Here is a 21,602-nt window from a genome sequence, read left to right as displayed (position 1 = left end):
ACAAACGAAAAAAGAAAATGTAAGTAATATAGTGGTGCCGCAAATGAAAAAGGAACATGTAGGTAATATAGTTGCGCCGCAAACGAAAAAGGAACATGTAGGTAATATAGTTGCGCCGCAAACGCAAAAAGAAAACGTCAGTAATGTTGTTTCGCCACAAGTGCAAAAAGAAAATGTGGGTAATATAGTTGCACCGGATGTGACAAAAGAAAGTCTTATTATTCCACAAGTAACACCACCGAATATCATGCCAATGATGGATAATAACCAAATGCCGAATATCATGCCAATGATGGACAATAACCAAATGCCGAATATCATGCCAATGATGGATAATAACCAAATGCCGCAAATGATGCCGATGATGGATAATAACCAAATGCCGCAAATGATGCCAATGATGGATAATAACCAAATGCCGCAAATGATGCCGATGATGGATAATAATCAACCGCCGCAAATGATGCCGATGATGGATAATAATCAACCACCACAAATGATGCCGATGATGGATAGTAATCAAATGCCGAATATCATGCCAATGATGGATAGTAATCAAATGCCGCAAATGATGCCGATGATGGATAGTAATCAAATGCCGCAAATGATGCCAATGATGGATAATAACCAAATGCCGCAAATGATGCCGATGATAGATAGTAACCAAATGCCGAATATCATGCCAATGATGGATAATAACCAAATGCCGCAAATGATGCCGATGATGGATAGTAATCAAATGCCGCAAATGATGCCGATGATGGATAATAATCAACCACCGCAAATGATGCCGATGATGGATAGTAATCAAATGCCGCAAATGATGCCGATGATGGATAATAATCAACCACCACAAATGATGCCGATGATGGATAGTAATCAAATGCCGCAAATGATGCCGATGATGGATAATAACCAAATGCCGCAAATGATGCCGATGATGGATAATAATCAACCACCGCAAATGATGCCGCAGCAAATACCGATGCCATATCAATCGCAAATGATGCCACAACAGTATCCATATTATCAAATGCCATATACACAAGGTATGCAAATGATGCCGCACCAAATGCCAGTGCAACATACTTCAATGCCATACCAACCGCAAGCTGGTAATAATGTTCCGCAAATGATGCCAGCAGAAGAAGATTGTGGATGTGGTGAGGAAAGAAATTTATATAGTCCACAGCCAGGTGGGCCATATTATCCTAATTCTCCATATTATCCAACAGCTCAAGTCGCATATGCACCGCAGCCAGGTGCGATGAATTATCAGCAAGATCCACCAGAGATTTTTGGAGAACCACTTGCAGAAGATGAGGAGTAGAGAGAGTTGTGTTAACAATAAAGAGGTCGTGTTAGAAAATTCCTAGTGAAATATTAACAAGTGTAAAAATCTCCTTTGTTACTCACTATAAGAAGGAGCTTTTCGAGAGAGAAGTTCAACCTAACAAGGGGGGTTTTTATATTGAGTAAAAAAATTAAAATTATTGCCGCTTCTTTGTTAGTTACCAGTGCATTAGCTGCATGTGGTACACCTAAGAATAAAAGTGCGATGGATGGGCGCAATGCGAACTACAATTATGAACGTACATCTTATTATGATACACAACCATACAAAAATAATGTAGCACGTACTGATCGATATACAGATTATGTAACATATCGAAATGGAAATAGAGTTACGGATAATGTATATGATCGTCGTAATGATGTTGGATATAACTATTACCGTGATGTAAATTACCACGGTCAAATGGCAAATCCATATCCAACTCGTAACGTTACAATGAATAATTCATACATTAACAATGATGGTAAGACAGCAGAAAAAATTACAAATCGTGTTAAGGGTATGAATAATGTGGATCGTGTTTCTACAGTTGTGCGTGGAAATGATGTAGCTATTGCAGTGAAACCACGCAATCCAGTGACAGATGAAACGGCAATGGCAAATGAAATCCGTCAAGCAGTTGCGAATGACGTGAAAAACCGAAATGTATATGTAACAGTAAAAAATGACATGTTTGAACGTGTGGATGCGATGAATACGCGTCTGCGCAGCGGAACAGTTACAAACGATTTAAATCGTGATGTAACAAATATGTTCCGAGACATTCGTGCTGGTCTAACTGGTACAGTGCGATAACAAAAAAGGGAAAGGTTTATGCCTTTCCCTTTTTGATTTTTTAAGTATCAAAAAGGCGGTGCAGGAGGTCACTCATCAATATCCTGCATACGTTTTTTCTTAATAAAGTAACCAACAGAATAAGAAGCTAAAAAGCATAAGAAGAGAATACTTCCCATAAGAATGCCTTCCCATCGCGGTCTTTCAGGGCTGAAAATAACATAAATAATAGCAAAAATGATCCCTACGATAGCAGAGCGTAAAACAAGTTTGTAATAAGGCGTTAGTTTCATTTCTTTTTCATTTTCTTCTGCATCAATAGAGATTCCCATTTGTAAATAGGCTAGAAGTATACTTGTTAGTATGAATAATAACCATAGTGGAGATTTTGTAATTTGATCTATACCTTCATTGAAGCCAATATATCCTAAGATGCCTATTATACCAATTGATTGAAAGAGAAAGGCAATTCGAACGTTCTTTAAATTTTGAAGGATTAAACGTTCATCGTTTATTCTTTTCAATATACTCACTCCTGTTTGCCAGATTTTTCATTGTATCTACATCTATTGTAACATATATGTTGCAATAATCAATTTATATTTTACTTTAATGGTTATAGGAATAAATACTGTTGTAAAAAGTTAATGAAATTTTTCTATGTTTAGCTTGCGTTCTTTTTACATTAATGTTATATTAGCAAAGCGATGAGCTAATTTACGTAAGACGAGAGATATGCTTAAGTGCTAAACACGCGGATGTGGCCGCCTGGTCTCTCGCCGTAAACGCATCAAGACGCCTGCTATGTGCAGGCGTCTTTCTTATTATATAAAAGTAAATGACTCATGCAGGTAGGGATTACACCTTACCTGCATTTTTTATTTTCATTATAACCACCGCTGTTACTATGGATAAAACTTCTATTTCCGGAAAAACTACAAATGGAAGTTTTATTTTGCTTAGAAGAGGTGAGCGGAAATGAAATTCATGATGGTTGCAGTTCAAGTTGTAATCGCTATGTTTTGTTTATATCATGAATCGAGTGTGATAGCTGCGGCTTCTGCATTAGAGGTTACGCAAAAAGAACCTCAAGTTACGATTCTATTAGAGCGTATGTATGTAGATGGAGAGGTAAGTGAGGAAATTTTCACTGAAAAAGTAGCAAATTTAGAACAGTTTCTTCAGCAGTATAAAGAATGGCAGCTTGTCGATCGTGATGATACGCAAATTGTACTGCAAAAAAAGGTGGATGATATTTCACCACTACTTAAAACGAGTGGGTATTTTGGTGTTTCCAATGAGGGGATACTGCAAATTTTTAACGGTGTACCAAAAAGTGATAATGCGATTCATTCATTCTTCCAAATTGATATGAAAAAGCTAGAAAGTTATGATCGTGCAAAGCTAAAACGTGGTATTCGTATTAAGTCAAAAGAGCGTTTTGTGAAGACGATTGAGAAAATGAAGCAGTATGCAGTGCAAAATAAGAAAACCAGCAGCTGATGTGGGCTGCTGGTTTTCTTATTTGTTTTTATCTAAAATTTGTTTTGCAATTTCATCAATTAGCATATCTTTGCCAATAGGGTTGAATGCTTTTGTGTTAAAGACTTCATTGCTTACTTCGTAAACATGATTATTTTTTACAGCTTTGTTATCTTTCCAAACAGCACTATTTTTGTAGTCATCGAACACTTTATCTGCTTCGCCACCAAAGTTTACGATAAACATTTGATCAGGCTGGAATGCAACAAGGCCTTCTAATGATACTTGTGCCATCGTCTGTTTTAAATCTGTTCCTTTCGTTGCAGGAAGTTTTAAATCATTAAAGAGAATATCACCATATCCGAAGCTGCCATATACACGGAAGTTTTGCGGTGTTACAGCAAGGAACATAAAGTTTTCATCTTTTGTTTTCTCTTTAATTTTTTTAGATAAGGAATCTGCTTTTTTATCGTAGTCTGCAATCCATTTATCAGCTTTTTTCTCTTCGTCAAATAGCTTGCCTACTTCCTTAAATTTGTCGCGCCAGTTTTCTAAGTTTGTTTCTAGAACAACTGTTGGGGCAACTTTTGCTAATTGATCATAAATTTTCAATTGACGGTTGTTTAAAATAATTAAGTCTGGTTTTAAAGCAGTAACCGCTTCTAAATCAACTTTAGGTGCCCAGTACCAACCAACTGCTTTTACATCTTTTAGCTTTTCTTGCAAATGATCTTGGATTTTATCTTTATACGTGTTAGCTGTACCAACAGGTTTATGACCAAGAAGTAATAGTTCTTCAGATGATCCAGATAAGTCGACAATTCTTTTTGGGTTTGTCGGAATTTTAACTTCACCTTTTGCATGTTTTACAACTTTTGTTTTCGGTTGTTCTTTTGGCTGTGCTTCTTCTTGTTTAGAAGAGCAACCAACAATGGTAAAAACAACAAGAATGAGAGTAAATAGAATAGATAGATTGCGTTTCACCTTTATGTAACCCCTTTAATTAGTATTGATAATCATTATCGTCTTTGTAATATTAATTTGCTTTATGTTGTTCTGTCAATATGAAAAAAATGAAAAAGCTAAATAGAGAACGTTTGTTGGGGTGGTCTCGCTTTTCTATCATTAAATATGTTAAAATGGAATACATGATTTGAGAGGGAGAGATCGTATTTTGTTTGAATATGTTACAGGCTATGTGGAATATGTAGGGCCAGAATATGTCGTTCTTGATCATAATGGAATCGGCTATCAAATTTTTACGCCAAATCCATATGTATTTCAAAGAAGTAAGCAAGAAATTCGTGTATATACATATCATTATGTGAGAGAAGATATTATGGCGCTCTATGGATTTAAGACACGTGAAGAGCGTTTGTTATTTACAAAACTTTTAGGTGTATCAGGAATCGGACCAAAAGGTGCACTTGCTATTTTAGCTTCTGGTCAAACGGGGCAGGTCGTGCAAGCAATTGAACATGAGGATGAAAAGTTCTTAGTGAAATTCCCGGGAGTTGGAAAGAAAACTGCACGTCAAATGATTTTAGACTTAAAAGGAAAATTAGCTGATGTTGTACCAGATGCGTTTGTTGATTTATTCTCAGATGTAGAACGTTTCGACGAGAAGAAGGGTTCATCAGCTGAGCTTGATGAAGCGCTTGAGGCACTTCGTGCACTTGGCTATGCAGAACGAGAAGTTTCTCGTGTTGTACCGGAGTTATTAAAAGAATCACTTACGACGGATCAGTATATTAAAAAGGCACTTAGTCTTTTACTAAATGGTAAGAGGTGAGTAGAATGGACGAACGTCTTCTCTCAGGAGAATCGGCATATGAAGATGCGGACTTAGAATATTCGTTACGGCCACAGACGCTCCGTCAATATATTGGCCAAGATAAGGCGAAACATAATTTAGAAGTGTTTATTGAAGCAGCGAAAATGCGTGAGGAAACATTGGATCACGTACTATTATACGGGCCGCCAGGACTTGGGAAAACGACGCTTGCGAATATTATTGCCAATGAAATGGGCGTTAATATTCGAACGACGTCAGGTCCAGCAATTGAACGCCCAGGAGATTTAGCGGCAGTATTAACGGCGCTTCAACCTGGTGATGTATTATTTATTGATGAAATTCATCGTTTGCATAGGTCAATTGAAGAGGTACTATACCCAGCAATGGAGGACTTTTGTCTTGATATTGTGATTGGGAAAGGCCCATCAGCACGCTCAGTAAGGCTTGATTTACCGCCGTTTACGCTGGTTGGCGCAACAACGCGCGCTGGTGCATTATCAGCACCGCTTCGTGACCGCTTTGGTGTGTTATCACGGTTAGAGTATTATACAGTAGATCAACTATCAGCTATTGTAGAGCGTACAGCAGAAGTGTTTGAAGTTGAAATTGACTCATTAGCTGCTTTAGAAATTGCAAGGCGTGCACGAGGTACGCCGCGTATCGCAAACCGGTTACTAAGACGTGTTCGTGACTTTGCACAAGTTCGAAGCGATGGAACGATTGCGATGGAAATTACACAAATGGCATTAGAACTATTGCAAGTCGATAAACTAGGGCTTGATCATATCGATCATAAATTATTGCTTGGTATTATTGAAAAGTTCCGTGGTGGTCCAGTTGGATTAGAAACGGTCTCAGCGACAATTGGGGAAGAGTCTACGACGATTGAAGATGTGTATGAACCATATTTACTACAAATTGGGTTTTTACAACGAACGCCAAGAGGACGAATTGTAACGCCACTCGCTTATGAACATTTCGGAATGGAGATGCCAGGGGTATGACGGATATGCCAAAGCTGCTTATTACAGCTGGTATTCTTCTCATTGTCGTTGGAGTAGCTTGGAAGTTCATCGGAAGGCTTCCAGGCGATATTTTTGTGAAAAAAGGAAACGTTACCTTTTATTTTCCGATCATTACATGTATTGTGTTAAGTATTGTATTATCTTTTATTATGTTTATAATAAATCGATTTAAATAGAAATAGGTGGATATAGTTATGGATATTAATCTGTTTGATTTTCATTTACCAGAAGAACTCATTGCTCAAACGCCGCTTGAACAGCGCGAAACATCAAGATTAATGGTGTTAGACCGTGAAACAGGTGATATAGAGCATAAGCATTTTACTGACATTCTTTCTTATTTACATGAGGGTGATTGTTTAGTTTTAAATGAAACGAAAGTTATGCCTGCTCGTTTGCATGGTGTGAAAGAAGATACAGGCGCACATATTGAAGTGCTTCTTTTAAAGCAAGAAGATGGAGATAAATGGGAAACGCTTGTAAAGCCAGCTAAACGTGTAAAAGAAGGAACTATCATTTCTTTTGGTGAAGGAAAGTTAAAAGCAACTTGCATTGGAACAGCTGATCAAGGTGGCCGCCAGCTTGAGTTTTCATATGACGGTATCTTTTATGAAATTTTAGATGAACTTGGAGAAATGCCGCTTCCTCCATATATTAAAGAGACACTGGAAGACCGTGATCGTTATCAAACGGTATATGCGAAGGAAATTGGTTCTGCAGCAGCGCCGACAGCTGGGCTTCATTTTACAGAAGAATTATTAGAGAAATTGAAGAAAAAAGGCGTTCATTTAGCATTCATTACGCTTCATGTTGGCCTTGGTACATTTAGACCAGTGTCTGCGGATACAATTGAAGAACACCATATGCATGCTGAGTATTATCATATGTCAGAAGAAACGGCAGATTTGTTAAATCGTGTGAAAGAGAACGGCGGTCGTATTATTACTGTTGGTACAACGTCAACACGTACACTAGAAACGATTGCTACAGATCACGATGGTAAGCTTTGTGCGGCATCGGGATGGACGGATATTTTTATGTATCCAGGATATGAATTTAAAGCAATTGACGGTTTAATTACAAACTTCCATTTGCCAAAATCAACATTAATTATGCTTGTAAGTGCATTTGCAAGTAGAGAAAATGTCCTTCATGCTTATAATGAAGCAGTAAAAGAAAAATACCGTTTCTTTAGCTTCGGTGATGCGATGTTCGTTGCATCTCATGCTAAAGAAAGAAGTAAATAAAAAGGAGTAAATCTATGACAGCAATTCGTTATGAATTTATTAAAACATGTAAACAAACGGGTGCCCGTTTAGGTCGCGTTCATACACCGCACGGCTCATTTGATACACCAACATTTATGCCAGTTGGTACACTTGCAACAGTTAAAACAATGTCACCAGAAGAGTTAAAGGCGATGGATTCTGGCATTATTTTAAGTAATACGTATCATTTATGGCTTCGTCCAGGTCATGAAATTATACGTGAAGCAGGTGGTTTACATAAATTTATGAACTGGGACCGTGCAATCTTAACAGATTCCGGTGGTTTCCAAGTGTTTAGTTTAAGTGATTTCCGTCGTATTGAAGAAGAGGGGGTTCACTTCCGTAATCACTTAAATGGAGACAAGTTATTCTTATCACCAGAAAAAGCGATGGAGATTCAGAATGCATTAGGTTCAGATATTATGATGGCATTTGATGAATGCCCACCGTTTCCTGCTACTTTTGAATATATGAAAAAATCTGTAGAACGTACGAGCCGCTGGGCAGAGCGTTGTTTAAAAGCTCACGAACGTCCACAAGATCAAGGGTTATTTGGGATTGTACAGGGCGGAGAGTTTGAAGAACTTCGTCGCCAAAGTGCGAAAGACCTTGTTTCAATGGACTTCCCTGGTTATGCAGTAGGTGGATTATCAGTTGGGGAACCAAAGGATATTATGAACCGCGTACTGGAATTTACAACACCGCTTCTTCCAGACAATAAACCACGTTATTTAATGGGGGTAGGTTCTCCTGACTCATTAATTGATGGTGCAATTCGTGGTATTGATATGTTTGACTGCGTACTTCCAACTCGTATTGCTCGAAACGGTACATGTATGACAAGTCAAGGACGTCTTGTTGTGAAAAATGCGAAGTTTGCAAGAGACTTTGGCCCACTTGATCCAAATTGTGATTGCTACACATGTAAAAATTATTCTCGTGCGTACATTCGTCACTTAATGAAATGTGATGAAACGTTTGGAATTCGTTTAACGTCTTATCACAACCTTCATTTTCTGTTAAACTTAATGGAGCAGGTGAGACAAGCCATTCGTGAAGACCGTCTTGGCGATTTCCGTGAAGAGTTCTTTGAACAATATGGCTTTAATAAACCGAATGCTAAAAACTTCTAATACATAATAATTAAAGGAGGAACAAAAAATGAATCCAGGTATGATGAATATTGTCATGATCGTTGCGATGTTTGCGATTTTCTATTTCTTATTAATTCGCCCGCAGCAAAAGCGTCAAAAGGCAGTAGCTCAAATGCAAAGCGAAATCCAAAAAGGTGATCCTATCGTAACAATCGGTGGCTTACACGGCACAATTGAATCAGTAGATGAGACTACAATTGTTGTTAAATCTGGTGGTGCACACTTAACATTCGATCGCAATGCGATTCGTGAAGTTGTGAAGAAGTAATAGTAAAAAGCCCTGCGAATGCAGGGCTTTTTCAATCTGTACGTTTTGACATGTTAACGCCAAATATGCCTCCGAGTGTACTTGCCCCCATTAAACCAAGTTGATAGAGAAGCTGTGAATTAGATAAAGCGTGAGAGAAACCTAAGTAGTTAACGAGAAAAACAAGAATAGCAAAGATAAGTCCGGTTGTGAATCCGACGAACCATCCTTTTCCTTGCGCTTTTTTGCCAGCGATAAACCCGGATATGAGCATGGAAAGAAAAGCGAGTATAAAAATGGTTATAGCCAATGTTCCTTCACTTATATCTGTAAACTTTAATAAAAGAGCAATCAACATACTTGTAATAGAGGCCAGTATTAATAAAGTGATAATCCCAAATCCGATTGCTGTAGATAATTTTTTCGTTCCATCCATTATGCATTCCCCCTTTTTAATACAAGCATATTTTCATTTTTGATAAGTTAGACTAGTTTCTTTTTTATAGGGAAACCTATGAGTAGAAAATGTTTAAAAAAGGAGAAAAAAGTAATGGAATGGCTATCGATAATTGGACGGACGATGCTTTTATATGTTGTGATTTTAATTATCTTTCGCCTTATGGGAAAACGCGAAATTGGAGAACTTAGTGTATTAGATTTAGTGGTTTTTATTATGCTTGGTGAGATGGCTGTGGTCGCAATTGAAAATACAGATAAGTCTCTTTGGCATCAACTTGTTCCTATGGTATTGCTCATGGCTGTGCAAATAACTTTATCGATTGTTTCTTTAAAAAACCAGCGTATTCGTCATTTAATAGAAGGTGAGCCAGCTATTATTGTGAATGCAGGAAAAATTGATGAGAAACAGATGCGGAAGCAACGCTATAATATAGACGACTTAATGATGCAATTACGTGAGCTGGGAGTTGGAGATATAAGAGATGTAGAGTATGCTATTTTAGAGCCATCTGGAAAATTGTCTGTCTTTCAAAAACAAAAAAGTAAGAAGAGTAAAAATGATACACCGCTGTTTTCGCTTCCTTTAATTATTGATGGGGAAATTCAATATAAACATTTACAGATGATTGAGCATTCGGATGGCTGGCTAGTAGAGAAATTAAAAAACTTAGGGCATAACGATGTGAAAAAAATTTTGTATTGTAGTTTTCAAAATGGACAGTTTTTTGTCGATGTGAAAGAGAAGTAAAGGCTTGCCAGACTAGAGGCAAGCCTATTTACCCAGCTATTTGCGGATAGTGGGGATGGAGAACCCTCTACTGAGTAAAGTTTCACTTTATTTTGAAATCAAAAGTTTACGAACAATAGGAATACGTCGTAATTCTTCTTTACGAATCAGTTTGAAAATAAGAAGAAGCAGAATATAAAGGATAGTGGTTAGTGTAATTTCCCATAATGTTTGTATGCCAAGTGAATGTGAAAAAACAATATATTTATGAAGATAGAATCCGAAAGCTCCTGCAATGGCAATCGTAATTCCCCCGAAAATATAATCTCTCATGTGAATTGTAAATGTAATTTTCTTTAAGACGGTAGCGTAGTGAAGGAATGTTACCGTCACAATGTTAGCGGCAATTGCAAGTGCGACCCCCATCATTTGAAATTCTGGACGTGAAGCGAGTAAGAAAATAACGAGCAGTTTTACAATGGCTCCGATAAACGTGTTCATCATCGCGGCGCGTGCTAAGTTTAAAGCTTGCAAAACAGATGTAAGGGGGCTTTGAAAATAGTGAAATAAAAAGCATGGTGCAAGTAATTGAATGAATGCAGTTGCGCTATCTGAACCGTACATGAGAGTTAAAACAGGTGAAGCAAATACATAAAGAATAACGACTGACCACCCTCCAGTAATTAAAGAAATACGGAGCGCTTGTTGCAGACGGTGTTCTACTAATCGATGTTGTTTTTTTGCCATTGCTTCACTAATGGATGGTACGAGTGCTGTAGAAAGCGCATATGTAATAAAGGCTGGCAATGATAAGAGAGGAAATGCATAGCCGTTTAATATGCCGTATTGCTGTGTAGCAACTGAAGCCGCAACACCAGCTAGCGCTAAGCTTTGCATAACGATAATTGGTTCGAAAAAATAAGAGACCGATCCAATTAAGCGACTTCCTGTAGTTGGAAGTGCAATTTCCATAAGTGAATGAAAAGTATGTTTACTTTCTTTGACAGTGTTTAGAAAACCAGTTCGTATAGAAAGATGTTTTTCACGCTGAAATAAAGTGAGTAAGAATAATAAAGAAGCAACTTCCCCAAGAACAGCTGATAACATTGCACCTGCAGCGGCGTATTCAACACCGTAAGGTAAAAATAACCGAATACATACGGCAATAATGGTAATACGGACAACCTGTTCTAACACTTGTGCATATGCGCTTGGTTTCATATTTTGTTTTCCTTGGAAATAGCCGCGCAAAACAGAGGAAACCGCAATAACAGGAACGACAGGTAAAATTGCCATTAGTGGATAGTACGTTCTTTTATCCGTTAATAAAGTTTCAGCTAAGATGGGCGTTAGAAGCATGATGCCGATTGTTAAGATAATACTAATAACGGATGTAACAGCTAATGATACTGTTAATATTCTCTTTACTTTTTGTTTGTCATTTACTGCTTCCGCCTCTGCAACGAATTTTGCAATGGCAACAGGAAGTCCGATTTGTGTTAATGTAATTGCTAAAATAAAGGTGGGGACAGCCATCATGTAAAGACCGACGCCTTCTTCTCCTAAAATACGCGCCATTACAATTCGGTTTATGAACCCGAGAATTTTTGTAATAAAACCAGCTAGCATTAAAATAAATGCACCTCGTAAAAAGCTTTGTCTCGTCATGATCTTCTCCTACCTTCTCAAAATCAATGGAATGATTTACAATAATTTATATGCACGTATGAGACAAGAATGACAAGCATTTAAGAGGATGCGCTTATAAAGTAAGACTTTCATGGGAAAGAGCAGAGCGATGAAACCCTTAAAGACAGTTATTGCTGTCCATTAGAGCGGGATGAAAAGCGACTTTTCGTGCTGAAATCAAAAGGAGATGTGATGGTATGATTGAAAAAGAAGATTTGGTAGAAGCTTACCGCGGACAGTTACAAGTCGTTTTAGAGAGCAAAGTAGAAGAATTCCAAATGTTTGGCTATGATCGAGTAACTGTTAATGATATTTGGAAATGTTTAAAAAGTAAAAAGTGGAAAAAAGTAGATAGTGAAGTTAGATTGTATGGGCTTGTGAATGATGTGCTAACATTAACAGCAAATGAGTACATGACATATTTAACAGTAGAAGCGTATCAAGCGCCACTTTGGTCATTTGAAAAATATGAAAATAAATAACCGACTGTAATTGGTTTGTTCTTCCTTTTGCAGTATAATGATAGGTATTGATAAATAGGAATGTATATGTCAGAGATTTTAAGTAAAGGAGGTAGGAAGCAGAAGTCATAAAAATTTGTAGTAAGATATAGGTTGCAGCCCAGCGTCTAAAATGTAGAACTGAGGTTTTGCCTATATGGCTAGTATGAAAGTTGAAAATTCACAGAAAGGAAGCCTACTAAGTAGACAAATGCAGAAGTGTAAAGGGATGCCTGTGAATAAACAGAAATGGTTGTTACAGGAAATTGTCTAGCGTAAATGAATGATATGATTTGTTTATGGTTTTAGTAGCAGAAAGAAGGTACATATGGCAAAGCGCGGTACTAGAATCGTCGCCTTTTTTCTCATCGTTTTATTAATCGGTGGAATTATTGGCGCGACAGGAAAAAACATAACAAAAGGAATTAGTCTTGGACTAGACCTTCGTGGTGGCTTTGAAATCTTGTATGAAGTAAAGCCAGCGAAAAAGGGAGATAAAATCGATCATGATGCACTTGTAAGTACAGTGGGTGCCCTTAATAATCGTGTCAATGTTCTTGGTGTAAGTGAACCGAACATTCAAATCGAAGGAAAAGATCGAATTCGTGTTCAGCTTGCTGGCGTGAAAGATCAGCAAAAAGCACGTGAAATTTTATCTACACAAGCAAAATTAACATTCCGTGATGTGAATGATAACCTTCTCATGGACGGAACGGATTTAAAGGGCGGCGGAGCGAAGCAAACGTTTGATGAACAAGGTCGACCAAGTGTAGGGCTTACATTGAAAAGCGCTGATAAATTCCGCGAAGTGACTGAAAAAATATCTAAAATGCCTCCACCAACAAACTTAATGGTGATTTGGCTTGATTTTGAAGAAGGTAAAGATTCGTATAAAGCAGAAGCTGCAAAACCAAATCCGAAATTCTTATCAGCAGCAACAGTAAGCCAAGTGTTTAATCAAGCTGAAGTTTCAATCGTAGGTGGAAACTTTACAGTTGAAAGTGCAAAACAACTTTCATCTTTATTAAATGCGGGTGCACTTCCTGTTGATTTAAAAGAAATGTATTCAACATCTGTTGGAGCAAAATTTGGTCAACAAGCATTGCAAGAAACGATTTTTGCTAGTGCAATCGGGATTGCTCTTATCTTCTTATTCATGCTTGTATTCTATCGTTTACCAGGGCTTGTAGCGGTCATTATGTTAGGTTTATACATTTTCGTTACATTGCTCGTCTTTAACTGGATGCATGCAGTTCTTACCTTACCAGGCATTGCGGCATTGGTGCTCGGGGTTGGTATAGCGGTTGACGCGAATATCATTACATACGAACGACTGAAGGAAGAATTACGAATTGGTAAGTCAATGATGTCAGCATATCGTGCTGGTAACCATCGTTCGTTAGCAACAATTTTAGATGCGAACATTACAACACTTGCTGCAGCTGGTGTATTATTTGTATGTGGTACAAGCTCTGTACAAGGGTTCGCAACAAGTTTAATTGTAAGTATTTTAGTTGGTTTCATTACGAACGTATTCGGTACTCGTTTCCTACTTGGATTGCTTGTGAAAAGCCGTTACTTCGATAAGAAAATCTCTTATTTTGGTGTGAAACAGAAAGAAATTATTCCGTTGTCAAAAGGGGTAGAACATGCACCAACGAAATTTGATCGCATTAACTTTGTAAATATTGGTCACAAATTCTTCTTATTCTCAATTGTCGTTGTGATTGCTGGAGCAATTATACTACCAATTTTCAAAATGAACCTTGGTATTGACTTTGCAAGTGGTACACGTATGGACTTGCAATCAAAACAAGTGATTAGTGTGTCTCAAGTACAAAAAGACTTGCATGAACTGAAGATTGATGTGAAAAAAGAAGATATTGTACCAACAGGCGATGACAATAAAGGATTTGCTGTTCGTACAATTGGTGTTTTATCGAAAGATGAAATTGCAAAAGCAAAAACATTCTTCCACGATAAATATGGTATAGAGCCGAATATAAGTACGGTTTCTCCAACAATCGGGAAAGAAATCGCGCGAAGCGCATTTATTGCAGTTATAATTGCCTCAGCGGTTATCATTTTATATGTGAGTATTCGTTTCCGTTTCACATATGCGGTATCTGCTGTAATTGCATTGTTACATGATGCTTTTGTTATGATTACTGTGTTCAGTATCTTTAGGTTGGAAGTAGATTTAACGTTTATCGCTGCGGTATTAACAATCATTGGTTATTCCATCAATGACTCGATTGTTACATTTGACCGAAACCGTGAGTTATACAAACAGAAAAAACGAATTCGCGACGTGAAAGATTTAGAAGAAATCGTAAACTCAAGTATTCGTCAAACAATTGGTCGTTCCATTAATACAGTTTTAACGGTACTTCTTCCTGTTATTGCACTGCTGATCTTCGGTAGTGAATCACTGCGAAACTTCTCACTTGCATTAATGATTGGACTAGTTGTAGGTACGTACTCTTCTGTTTTCGTAGCTTCTCAAATCTGGCTAATGCTTGAAAATCGCCGATTGAAAAAAGGAAAAGGCAAGAAAAAAGTAGAAACTGAAGTATCTGAACCACAAGTATAAAGGTTAGAACAGAACATATAAAAAGATGATGCCTCTTTACATTAGAGGCATCTCTTTTTTCGTTTGCGGATACACTAAAGTGACACTTCCTTTAGCGGTTTTTGCGAAAGGTTAGTGGAACCAATCGGGGTGTTAGGGACAGTGACACTTCCTTTATTTTTTGTAACAATAAAAAAGGTAGTTTGAGAAAAGAAGGGATTTCAGTTATGGAAAAAGATGAACGTTTTAAACAGGCCGAGTTTGGTGCCATTGTTGGAATCGTTGGTAATATTGTCTTAGCGATTGTAAAAGCAGTAATTGGTTATATTGGGAATAGTAAGGCGCTTTTAGCGGACGCGGTTCATTCAGCGTCTGATGTAGTTGGCTCGCTGGCTGTATTTTTCGGTTTACGTGCGGCAAAGCAACCACCTGATGAAGATCATCCTTACGGTCATGGAAAAGCGGAATCGATTTCAGCTATTATTGTTGCGGTTTTATTATTTATTGTAGGGATTGAGATTGCTATCTCTTCTGTAAAGGCTTTCTCGCAGGAACTGGAACCACCAAAGGGAATTACAATTTTTGCGGTTATCCTTTCTATCGTGGTGAAAGAAGGAATGTTTCAGTATAAGTATCGATTAGGGAAACGAGTTAACAGTGATGCAATTATTGCAAATGCATATGAGCACCGTTCGGATGTGTTTTCCTCAATTGCAGCTTTAATCGGGATTTGTGCAGCTATCATTGGGAATAAAATAGGTTTAGATTGGCTTGTATATGCTGATCCTGTTGCAGGATTATTTGTCTCTCTTCTTGTTGTGAAGATGGCGTGGAGTATTGGCGGAGAGGCAATCCATACAACACTTGATCATGTTCTTCACGAAGAAGATGTTATTCCACTCAGAGAAGCAGTCCTTCAAGTGGAAGGTGTGAAAAAAATTGGTTCTCTGTATGCAAGAGAGCACGGTCATTATGTCATTGTTGATATTAAAGTGTCTGTAGATCCCTATATCACAGTGGAAGAGGGGCATCGCATCGGGAAACATGTAAAAGAGGTATTGATGAAACAAGATAATGTACAAAATGTTTTTGTGCATATTAATCCGTATTCTCTTGATTGATACGAAACAAGTAAATATTTATCTGTTTATGGAGATATTCAATCGTAGCTAATAGAGCTTGTATTATATTGTCACCCCTTAATCTGTCTTGTATAATGGACAGGTTAAGGGGTGATTTCGTGTTACAACCGAAGACGCGTTGGAAAGAAAAGTCATTTAATGAGGAGCTGGTGAATGAATTAGCAAGTAAATTGCAATTATCACCGCTTGTTACTTCGTTATTCCTCAGTAGAGGTTTAGATACAGAAGATAAGATTATGGATTTTTTAAATACAGGACAGCAAGAGTTTCACGATCCATTTTTACTTGAAGGAATGGATCGTACAGTAGAACGTGTAGGGAAAGCTATTCAAAATGGAGAGCAGATTTTAATATTTGGCGATTATGATGCAGATGGTGTAAGTAGTACGACTGTGTTGTTCCTTGCTCTTCAAGAACTAGGTGCGGATGTTGAGTTCTATATTCCAAACCGATTTACTGAAGGGTATGGACCGAATGAAGAGGCATTTCGCTGGGCACACCGTGCGGGATTTTCTCTTATCATTACTGTTGATACAGGTATCGCAGCAGTCCATGAGGCTAAGATCGCAAAAGAGCTTGGTATAGATCTTATTATTACAGATCATCATGAGCCGCCGCCAGAACTGCCAGAAGCACTTGCGATTATTCATCCGAAGCTAAAGGGTGGTGTGTACCCGTTTCATTATTTAGCGGGCGTTGGTGTTGCGTTTAAAGTAGCGCATGCACTACTTGGGCGTGTACCGGAGCATTTATTAGAAATTGCAGTGATTGGTACGGTAGCCGATTTAGTATCACTTCATGGTGAAAATAGATTGCTTGTGCAGCGTGGATTGAAACAAATGCGAATGACAAAAAATATTGGTTTAAAAGCATTATTTAAAGTAGCAAATGTTTCACAAAGTGAGATTACGGAAGAGAGCATTGGTTTCTCAATTGCACCGCGTATTAATGCAATTGGTCGTTTAGAAGATGCGGCTCCGGCAGTTCACCTCCTTTTATCAGAACATCCAGAAGAAGCGAAAGAGCTTGCTGAAGAAATTGATGAACTGAACAAGCTTCGAAAAGATATTGTAAAGCAAATTACAGAAGAGGCGATTGCAGAGGTAGAAAACAATTATCCGCCAGAGGACAATAAAGTGTTAGTGCTCGCGAAAGAAGGATGGAATCCAGGAGTAATAGGGATTGTTGCTTCTAAATTAGTAGAACGCTTTTATCGTCCGACAATCGTGTTATGTATTGATCCTGAAAAGCAAACAGCGAAAGGGTCTGCTCGTAGTATTGCAGGATTTGATTTATTTGCAAACTTATCAGATTGTAGGGAATTGTTACCTCACTTTGGTGGCCATCCAATGGCAGCGGGAATGACGCTTCATATGAATGATGTGGATGAACTGCGCCGCCGCTTAAATGAACAAGCAGATGCGATTTTAACGTCTGAAGATTTTACTCCGATTACAACAGTTGATGCGATTTGCAAAGTGGAGGATGTGACGCTTTCGGCAATTGAAGAAATGCAAAAGCTAGCACCGTTTGGTGTTGGAAATCCGAAGCCGCGTATTGCAATTAGAGATGCGGAGTTAGAAAGTATTCGTGCGATTGGATCTGATGGTTCTCATTTGAAAATGGCACTTCGCGGGGGACAGGCGACGTTAGACACGATTGGATTTGGTTTTGGAGCTTATGCGAAAGAAATTTCTCCAGTTGCTCACGTTTCTGTCGTTGGTGAGGCATCTATTAATGAATGGAATAATTTCAAAAAACCACAACTTATGATTCAAGATATTGCGGTAGATGCGTGGCAATTATTTGATTGGCGTAGCATGCGTAATGTGGAATCGAATTTAGCGGAACTTTCGCGAGAAAAAATAACAATGGTGTATTTTTCTGAAGAGGTATTAAATAAATTTTCTTTAGAAGAATATAAAGAACAACTTATGCATGCTTCAGAAGTGACTGAGCTAGATAGTCGTTATATTGTTTTGCTAGATTTACCAAAGTCAACAGATGAATTGCGTGGTTTATTTAAGGCAGGCTTCCCAGCGCGAATTTATACGCTGTTTTATCAGGAGAATAATCATTTATTTAGTACAGTTCCAACAAGGGAGCACTTTAAATGGTACTATTCTTTTTTACATCAAAAAGCGCCATTTTCTTTAAGACAATATGGGGAACAACTATGTCGTCATAAAGGTTGGTCAAAAGACACAGTAAATTTCATGACACAGGTGTTTTTTGAGTTAGAATTTGTTACAATAAAAGACGGTGTCATTTTTATGGCAGAAGAAATGAAAAAGCGTGATTTAATTGAATCGAACACATATCGTGAGAAAATGAACCACCTTCAATTAGAAAAAGAGTTGGTTTATAGCACATATCAACAACTATATACATGGTTTGAAGCGATTCGTAATCATAAAGAAGTAGAACAGTTAGGGTAAAGGCCTTGTATTTACAGACCTTTTATATCTGAGGAGGATTCAGAAATATGGATTTCAAGCAACATATCGCAATTGTACCGGATTATCCAAAAGAAGGAATCGTATTTAAAGACATCACACCTTTAATGAACGATGGGAAAGCATACAAAGCAGCAACAGATGAAATCGTTGCTTATGCGGAAAAAAGAGACATCGACCTTGTAGTAGGGCCAGAAGCACGTGGCTTTATTATCGGTTGCCCAGTTTCTTACGCGCTAGAAGTAGGGTTTGCACCAGTTCGTAAATTAGGGAAATTACCTCGTGAAGTAATTACAGTTGACTACGGTAAAGAGTATGGAAAAGATGTTTTAACAATCCATAAAGATGCAATTAAACCAGGTCAACGCGTATTAATTACAGATGACCTATTAGCTACAGGTGGAACAATCGAAGCGACAATTAAGCTAGTTGAAGAGCTTGGCGGAATTGTAGCAGGGATTGCATTCTTAGTAGAACTTACTTACTTAGATGGCCGTAAAATGTTAGACGGTTATGATGTATTAGTGTTAGAAAAATACTAATTATTATATAGATAAAACTACGGCGATAGAAAAAAGTACCCGTGAATCTCTTGGAGAGGAGCGGGTACTTTTGTATAATTGTACAAAAAAGTATGGTGAAATATCAGTAAAATCTTTTCCTTTTCACAATTCACAATCATTAGGTTATAATGATAGAATAAAATTTATTCTAATGAGTAAGTGAAAAGTCAATTTTCAATAAAAGGTGATTCGATGGCAAATGAGCAAGTACTAACAGCTGAACAGGTACTCGAGAAGGCAAGTCAATATTTAGCGGACGATGATATTGAGCTGGTGGCACGTGCCTATGAATATGCACGTAATGCACATAGCGAACAGTATAGAAAGTCGGGCGAACCATATATTATTCACCCGATTCAAGTTGCAGGTATTTTAGTCGATTTACACATGGATCCATCTACAGTGTCGGCAGGTTTTTTGCATGATGTAGTAGAAGATACCGAGGTTACACTAGAAGATATTGAACGGGAATTTAATAAAGAAATTGCCATGCTTGTTGATGGTGTTACAAAGCTTGGGAAAATTAAATACAAATCTCATGAACAACAGCAAGCAGAGAACCATCGCAAAATGTTTATTGCGATGGCCCAAGATATTCGTGTTATTTTAATCAAATTAGCTGACCGTCTTCATAACATGCGTACGCTTAAGCATTTGCCTCAAGAAAAGCAGCGTCGCATCGCAAATGAAACGTTAGAAATTTTTGCACCTTTAGCCCATAGACTCGGAATTAATACAATTAAATGGGAGCTAGAGGATACATCGCTTCGCTATTTGAATCCGCAGCAATACTATCGCATTGTTAACTTAATGAAGCGGAAACGTGCAGAGCGTGAAGAATATTTAGATGAAGTCATGACGGGTATTCGTGACAAACTGAAAGAAGTAGCGATTCAACCTGATATTTCAGGTCGTCCAAAGCATATTTATAGTATTTATCGTAAAATGGCACTTCAAAATAAACAATTTAATGAAATTTATGATTTGCTAGCTGTGCGCGTTGTTGTAAATAGTATTAAAGATTGCTATGCAGTGTTAGGGATTATTCATACGTGCTGGAAACCGATGCCAGGTCGTTTTAAAGATTATATTGCAATGCCAAAAGCAAATCTATATCAATCGCTGCATACGACTGTAATCGGACCAAAAGGTGACCCACTTGAAGTGCAGATTCGTACGAAAGAAATGCACGAAATCGCAGAATTCGGGATTGCAGCGCACTGGGCTTATAAAGAAGGAAAAGCAGCAGAAACAACAGGCACATTAGAGAAGAAATTAACGTGGTTCCGTCAAATATTAGAATGGCAAAATGAAGCTTCTAATGCAGAAGAGTTTATGGAGTCATTAAAAATTGATTTATTTTCTGATATGGTATTCGTCTTTACACCAAAAGGAGACGTCATGGAATTACCACTAGGTTCTGTTCCAATTGATTTTGCTTACCGTGTCCATTCAGAAATAGGGAATAAAACAATTGGTGCAAAAGTAAACGGAAAAATGGTAACACTTGATTATAAATTAAAAACAGGTGATATCATTGAAATTTTAACATCTAAACATTCATATGGACCAAGTCAGGACTGGGTAAAACTTGCGCAAACATCTCATGCGAAAAATAAAATCCGCCAATTCTTCAAAAAGCAGCGCCGAGATGAGAACATCGAAAAAGGTCGCGAGCTTGTTGAAAAAGAAGTGCGTAGCTTAGAGTATGAAATGAAAGAAATATTAGCACCTGACAATTTAAAGCGAGTGGCTGAGAAATACAACTTTGCAAATGAAGAAGATATGTTTGCGGCAGTTGGGTATAACGGCATTACGGCTGCACAAATTGCAACGCGTCTAACGGACAAGTTCCGCAAACAGCGTGACGAAGAACAAGATATTGTGGAAGTAAAAGAAGTTCGTAAACCGATGAAAATCAGAAAATGGGATTCAGGTGTAAAAGTAAGTGGAGCTGACAATTTATTAATTCGCTTATCGAAATGCTGTAACCCAGTTCCAGGTGACGATATTGTCGGATACATTACGAAAGGACGAGGTGTCTCTATTCACCGTCGTGATTGCGTCAATGTGCATACAGAAGAAGCTAAGGAGCGTTTACTAGAAGTAGAGTGGGAAGGTAGTCCAGAAAAAGAGATTGAGTATAACGTTGATATTGAAATTTCTGGTTATGATCGCCGCGGCTTACTAAATGAAGTTCTGCAAGCTGTAACAGAGACGAAAACATATATTTCAGCTGTTTCAGGTAGAAGCGACCGCAATAAAATGGCAACGATCAATATGTCCATTTCTATTCGTAATTTACATCATTTGAAAAAGGTAGTAGAGCGTATTAAAAGAGTTCCAGAAATTTATGCAGTACGCCGCATGATGCATTAATAGGGAGTGTATA

At 37.8% G+C, this 21,602-nt stretch carries 19 protein-coding genes; 15 read left to right on the top strand and 4 right to left on the bottom strand.

The window, feature by feature from the left end:
- The first annotated feature begins 1,471 nt into the window (after window positions 1–1,471).
- Window positions 1,472–2,152 (top strand): YhcN/YlaJ family sporulation lipoprotein, encoded by a 681-nt coding sequence (locus ACM6HU_RS12025; protein ID WP_016116463.1) that lies wholly within the window; start codon window positions 1,472–1,474, stop codon window positions 2,150–2,152.
- A 68-nt stretch (window positions 2,153–2,220) separates the two neighbouring features.
- On the opposite strand, the gene ACM6HU_RS12020 is transcribed toward ACM6HU_RS12025, so the two are convergent.
- On the bottom strand, window positions 2,221–2,655 hold the full coding sequence (locus ACM6HU_RS12020; RefSeq protein WP_016116462.1) for a hypothetical protein: 435 nt from the start codon (window positions 2,653–2,655) through the stop codon (window positions 2,221–2,223).
- Between the two features lie 454 nt (window positions 2,656–3,109).
- On the opposite strand from ACM6HU_RS12020, the gene ACM6HU_RS12015 reads away from it, so the two are divergent.
- Window positions 3,110–3,634, top strand: coding sequence for a BofC C-terminal domain-containing protein (locus tag ACM6HU_RS12015; RefSeq protein WP_016116461.1), 525 nt, complete (start codon window positions 3,110–3,112; stop codon window positions 3,632–3,634).
- Window positions 3,635–3,652: 18 nt separating this feature from the next.
- Here the strand turns inward: ACM6HU_RS12015 and ACM6HU_RS12010 are convergent, their stop codons facing one another.
- A complete protein-coding gene (locus ACM6HU_RS12010) occupies window positions 3,653–4,597 on the bottom strand; it encodes an iron-hydroxamate ABC transporter substrate-binding protein (RefSeq protein WP_016116460.1) in 945 nt (314 codons plus the stop codon).
- Window positions 4,598–4,787: 190 nt separating this feature from the next.
- Between ACM6HU_RS12010 and ruvA the strand changes: the two genes are divergently transcribed.
- Genes ruvA through yajC form a run of 6 tightly spaced genes read left to right on the top strand, consistent with a single transcriptional unit; the run spans window position 4,788 to window position 9,123 of the window.
- Window positions 4,788–5,405 carry a Holliday junction DNA helicase RuvA gene (ruvA, locus tag ACM6HU_RS12005; protein ID WP_016116459.1) on the top strand — a complete coding sequence of 206 codons (618 nt, stop codon included), beginning with the start codon at window positions 4,788–4,790 and terminating at the stop codon, window positions 5,403–5,405.
- A gap of 5 nt (window positions 5,406–5,410) precedes the next feature.
- Window positions 5,411–6,412 (top strand): Holliday junction branch migration DNA helicase RuvB, encoded by a 1,002-nt coding sequence (gene ruvB / locus ACM6HU_RS12000; protein ID WP_016116458.1) that lies wholly within the window; start codon window positions 5,411–5,413, stop codon window positions 6,410–6,412.
- The gene (locus tag ACM6HU_RS11995) at window positions 6,409–6,609 is read left to right on the top strand and encodes a DUF2905 domain-containing protein (RefSeq protein WP_016116457.1); all 201 of its coding nucleotides are present in this window, start codon (window positions 6,409–6,411) and stop codon (window positions 6,607–6,609) included. The genes ruvB and ACM6HU_RS11995 overlap by 4 nt, the downstream gene beginning before the upstream one ends.
- Window positions 6,610–6,627: 18 nt before the next feature.
- Window positions 6,628–7,680 carry a tRNA preQ1(34) S-adenosylmethionine ribosyltransferase-isomerase QueA gene (gene queA, locus ACM6HU_RS11990; protein WP_016116456.1) on the top strand — a complete coding sequence of 351 codons (1,053 nt, stop codon included), beginning with the start codon at window positions 6,628–6,630 and terminating at the stop codon, window positions 7,678–7,680.
- Between the two features lie 14 nt (window positions 7,681–7,694).
- Complete coding sequence (tgt, locus tag ACM6HU_RS11985; RefSeq protein WP_016116455.1) at window positions 7,695–8,834, top strand: tRNA guanosine(34) transglycosylase Tgt; 1,140 nt, start codon at window positions 7,695–7,697, stop codon at window positions 8,832–8,834.
- A 28-nt stretch (window positions 8,835–8,862) separates the two neighbouring features.
- Window positions 8,863–9,123, top strand: a complete 261-nt coding sequence (yajC, locus tag ACM6HU_RS11980; protein ID WP_016116454.1) for a preprotein translocase subunit YajC — start codon at window positions 8,863–8,865, stop codon at window positions 9,121–9,123.
- A gap of 31 nt (window positions 9,124–9,154) precedes the next feature.
- On the opposite strand, the gene ACM6HU_RS11975 is transcribed toward yajC, so the two are convergent.
- Window positions 9,155–9,538 carry a TIGR04086 family membrane protein gene (locus ACM6HU_RS11975; protein ID WP_016116453.1) on the bottom strand — a complete coding sequence of 128 codons (384 nt, stop codon included), beginning with the start codon at window positions 9,536–9,538 and terminating at the stop codon, window positions 9,155–9,157.
- 114 nt (window positions 9,539–9,652) lie between these two features.
- Here ACM6HU_RS11975 and ACM6HU_RS11970 point away from each other — a divergent pair, with 114 nt between their 5' ends.
- The gene (locus tag ACM6HU_RS11970) at window positions 9,653–10,309 is read left to right on the top strand and encodes a DUF421 domain-containing protein (RefSeq protein WP_016116452.1); all 657 of its coding nucleotides are present in this window, start codon (window positions 9,653–9,655) and stop codon (window positions 10,307–10,309) included.
- Window positions 10,310–10,396: 87 nt separating this feature from the next.
- Here the strand turns inward: ACM6HU_RS11970 and spoVB are convergent, their stop codons facing one another.
- A complete protein-coding gene (spoVB, locus tag ACM6HU_RS11965) occupies window positions 10,397–11,956 on the bottom strand; it encodes a stage V sporulation protein B (RefSeq protein ID WP_016116451.1) in 1,560 nt (519 codons plus the stop codon).
- Between the two features lie 218 nt (window positions 11,957–12,174).
- On the opposite strand from spoVB, the gene ACM6HU_RS11960 reads away from it, so the two are divergent.
- The 6 genes from ACM6HU_RS11960 (at window position 12,175) to relA (ending at window position 21,589) form a co-directional block, all read left to right on the top strand.
- Window positions 12,175–12,459, top strand: a complete 285-nt coding sequence (locus ACM6HU_RS11960; protein WP_016116450.1) for a post-transcriptional regulator — start codon at window positions 12,175–12,177, stop codon at window positions 12,457–12,459.
- A 346-nt stretch (window positions 12,460–12,805) separates the two neighbouring features.
- Window positions 12,806–15,070, top strand: coding sequence for a protein translocase subunit SecDF (secDF, locus tag ACM6HU_RS11955; RefSeq protein WP_016116449.1), 2,265 nt, complete (start codon window positions 12,806–12,808; stop codon window positions 15,068–15,070).
- 206 nt (window positions 15,071–15,276) lie between these two features.
- The gene (locus ACM6HU_RS11950) at window positions 15,277–16,170 is read left to right on the top strand and encodes a cation diffusion facilitator family transporter (RefSeq protein WP_016116448.1); all 894 of its coding nucleotides are present in this window, start codon (window positions 15,277–15,279) and stop codon (window positions 16,168–16,170) included.
- A gap of 119 nt (window positions 16,171–16,289) precedes the next feature.
- Window positions 16,290–18,629 carry a single-stranded-DNA-specific exonuclease RecJ gene (recJ, locus tag ACM6HU_RS11945; RefSeq protein WP_033671517.1) on the top strand — a complete coding sequence of 780 codons (2,340 nt, stop codon included), beginning with the start codon at window positions 16,290–16,292 and terminating at the stop codon, window positions 18,627–18,629.
- A gap of 47 nt (window positions 18,630–18,676) precedes the next feature.
- On the top strand, window positions 18,677–19,189 hold the full coding sequence (locus tag ACM6HU_RS11940; RefSeq protein ID WP_016116446.1) for an adenine phosphoribosyltransferase: 513 nt from the start codon (window positions 18,677–18,679) through the stop codon (window positions 19,187–19,189).
- A 213-nt stretch (window positions 19,190–19,402) separates the two neighbouring features.
- Window positions 19,403–21,589 (top strand): GTP diphosphokinase, encoded by a 2,187-nt coding sequence (gene relA, locus ACM6HU_RS11935; RefSeq protein ID WP_016116445.1) that lies wholly within the window; start codon window positions 19,403–19,405, stop codon window positions 21,587–21,589.
- The last annotated feature ends 13 nt before the right edge of the window (window positions 21,590–21,602 follow it).

Origin of the sequence: Bacillus sp. IT-79MI2, assembly GCF_949768135.1 — a bacterium.
Lineage (GTDB): Bacteria > Bacillota > Bacilli > Bacillales > Bacillaceae_G > Bacillus_A > Bacillus_A pseudomycoides.
The sequence above is the reverse complement of the archived record's forward strand: the minus strand, read 5'-3'. Positions and strand labels throughout refer to the sequence as shown.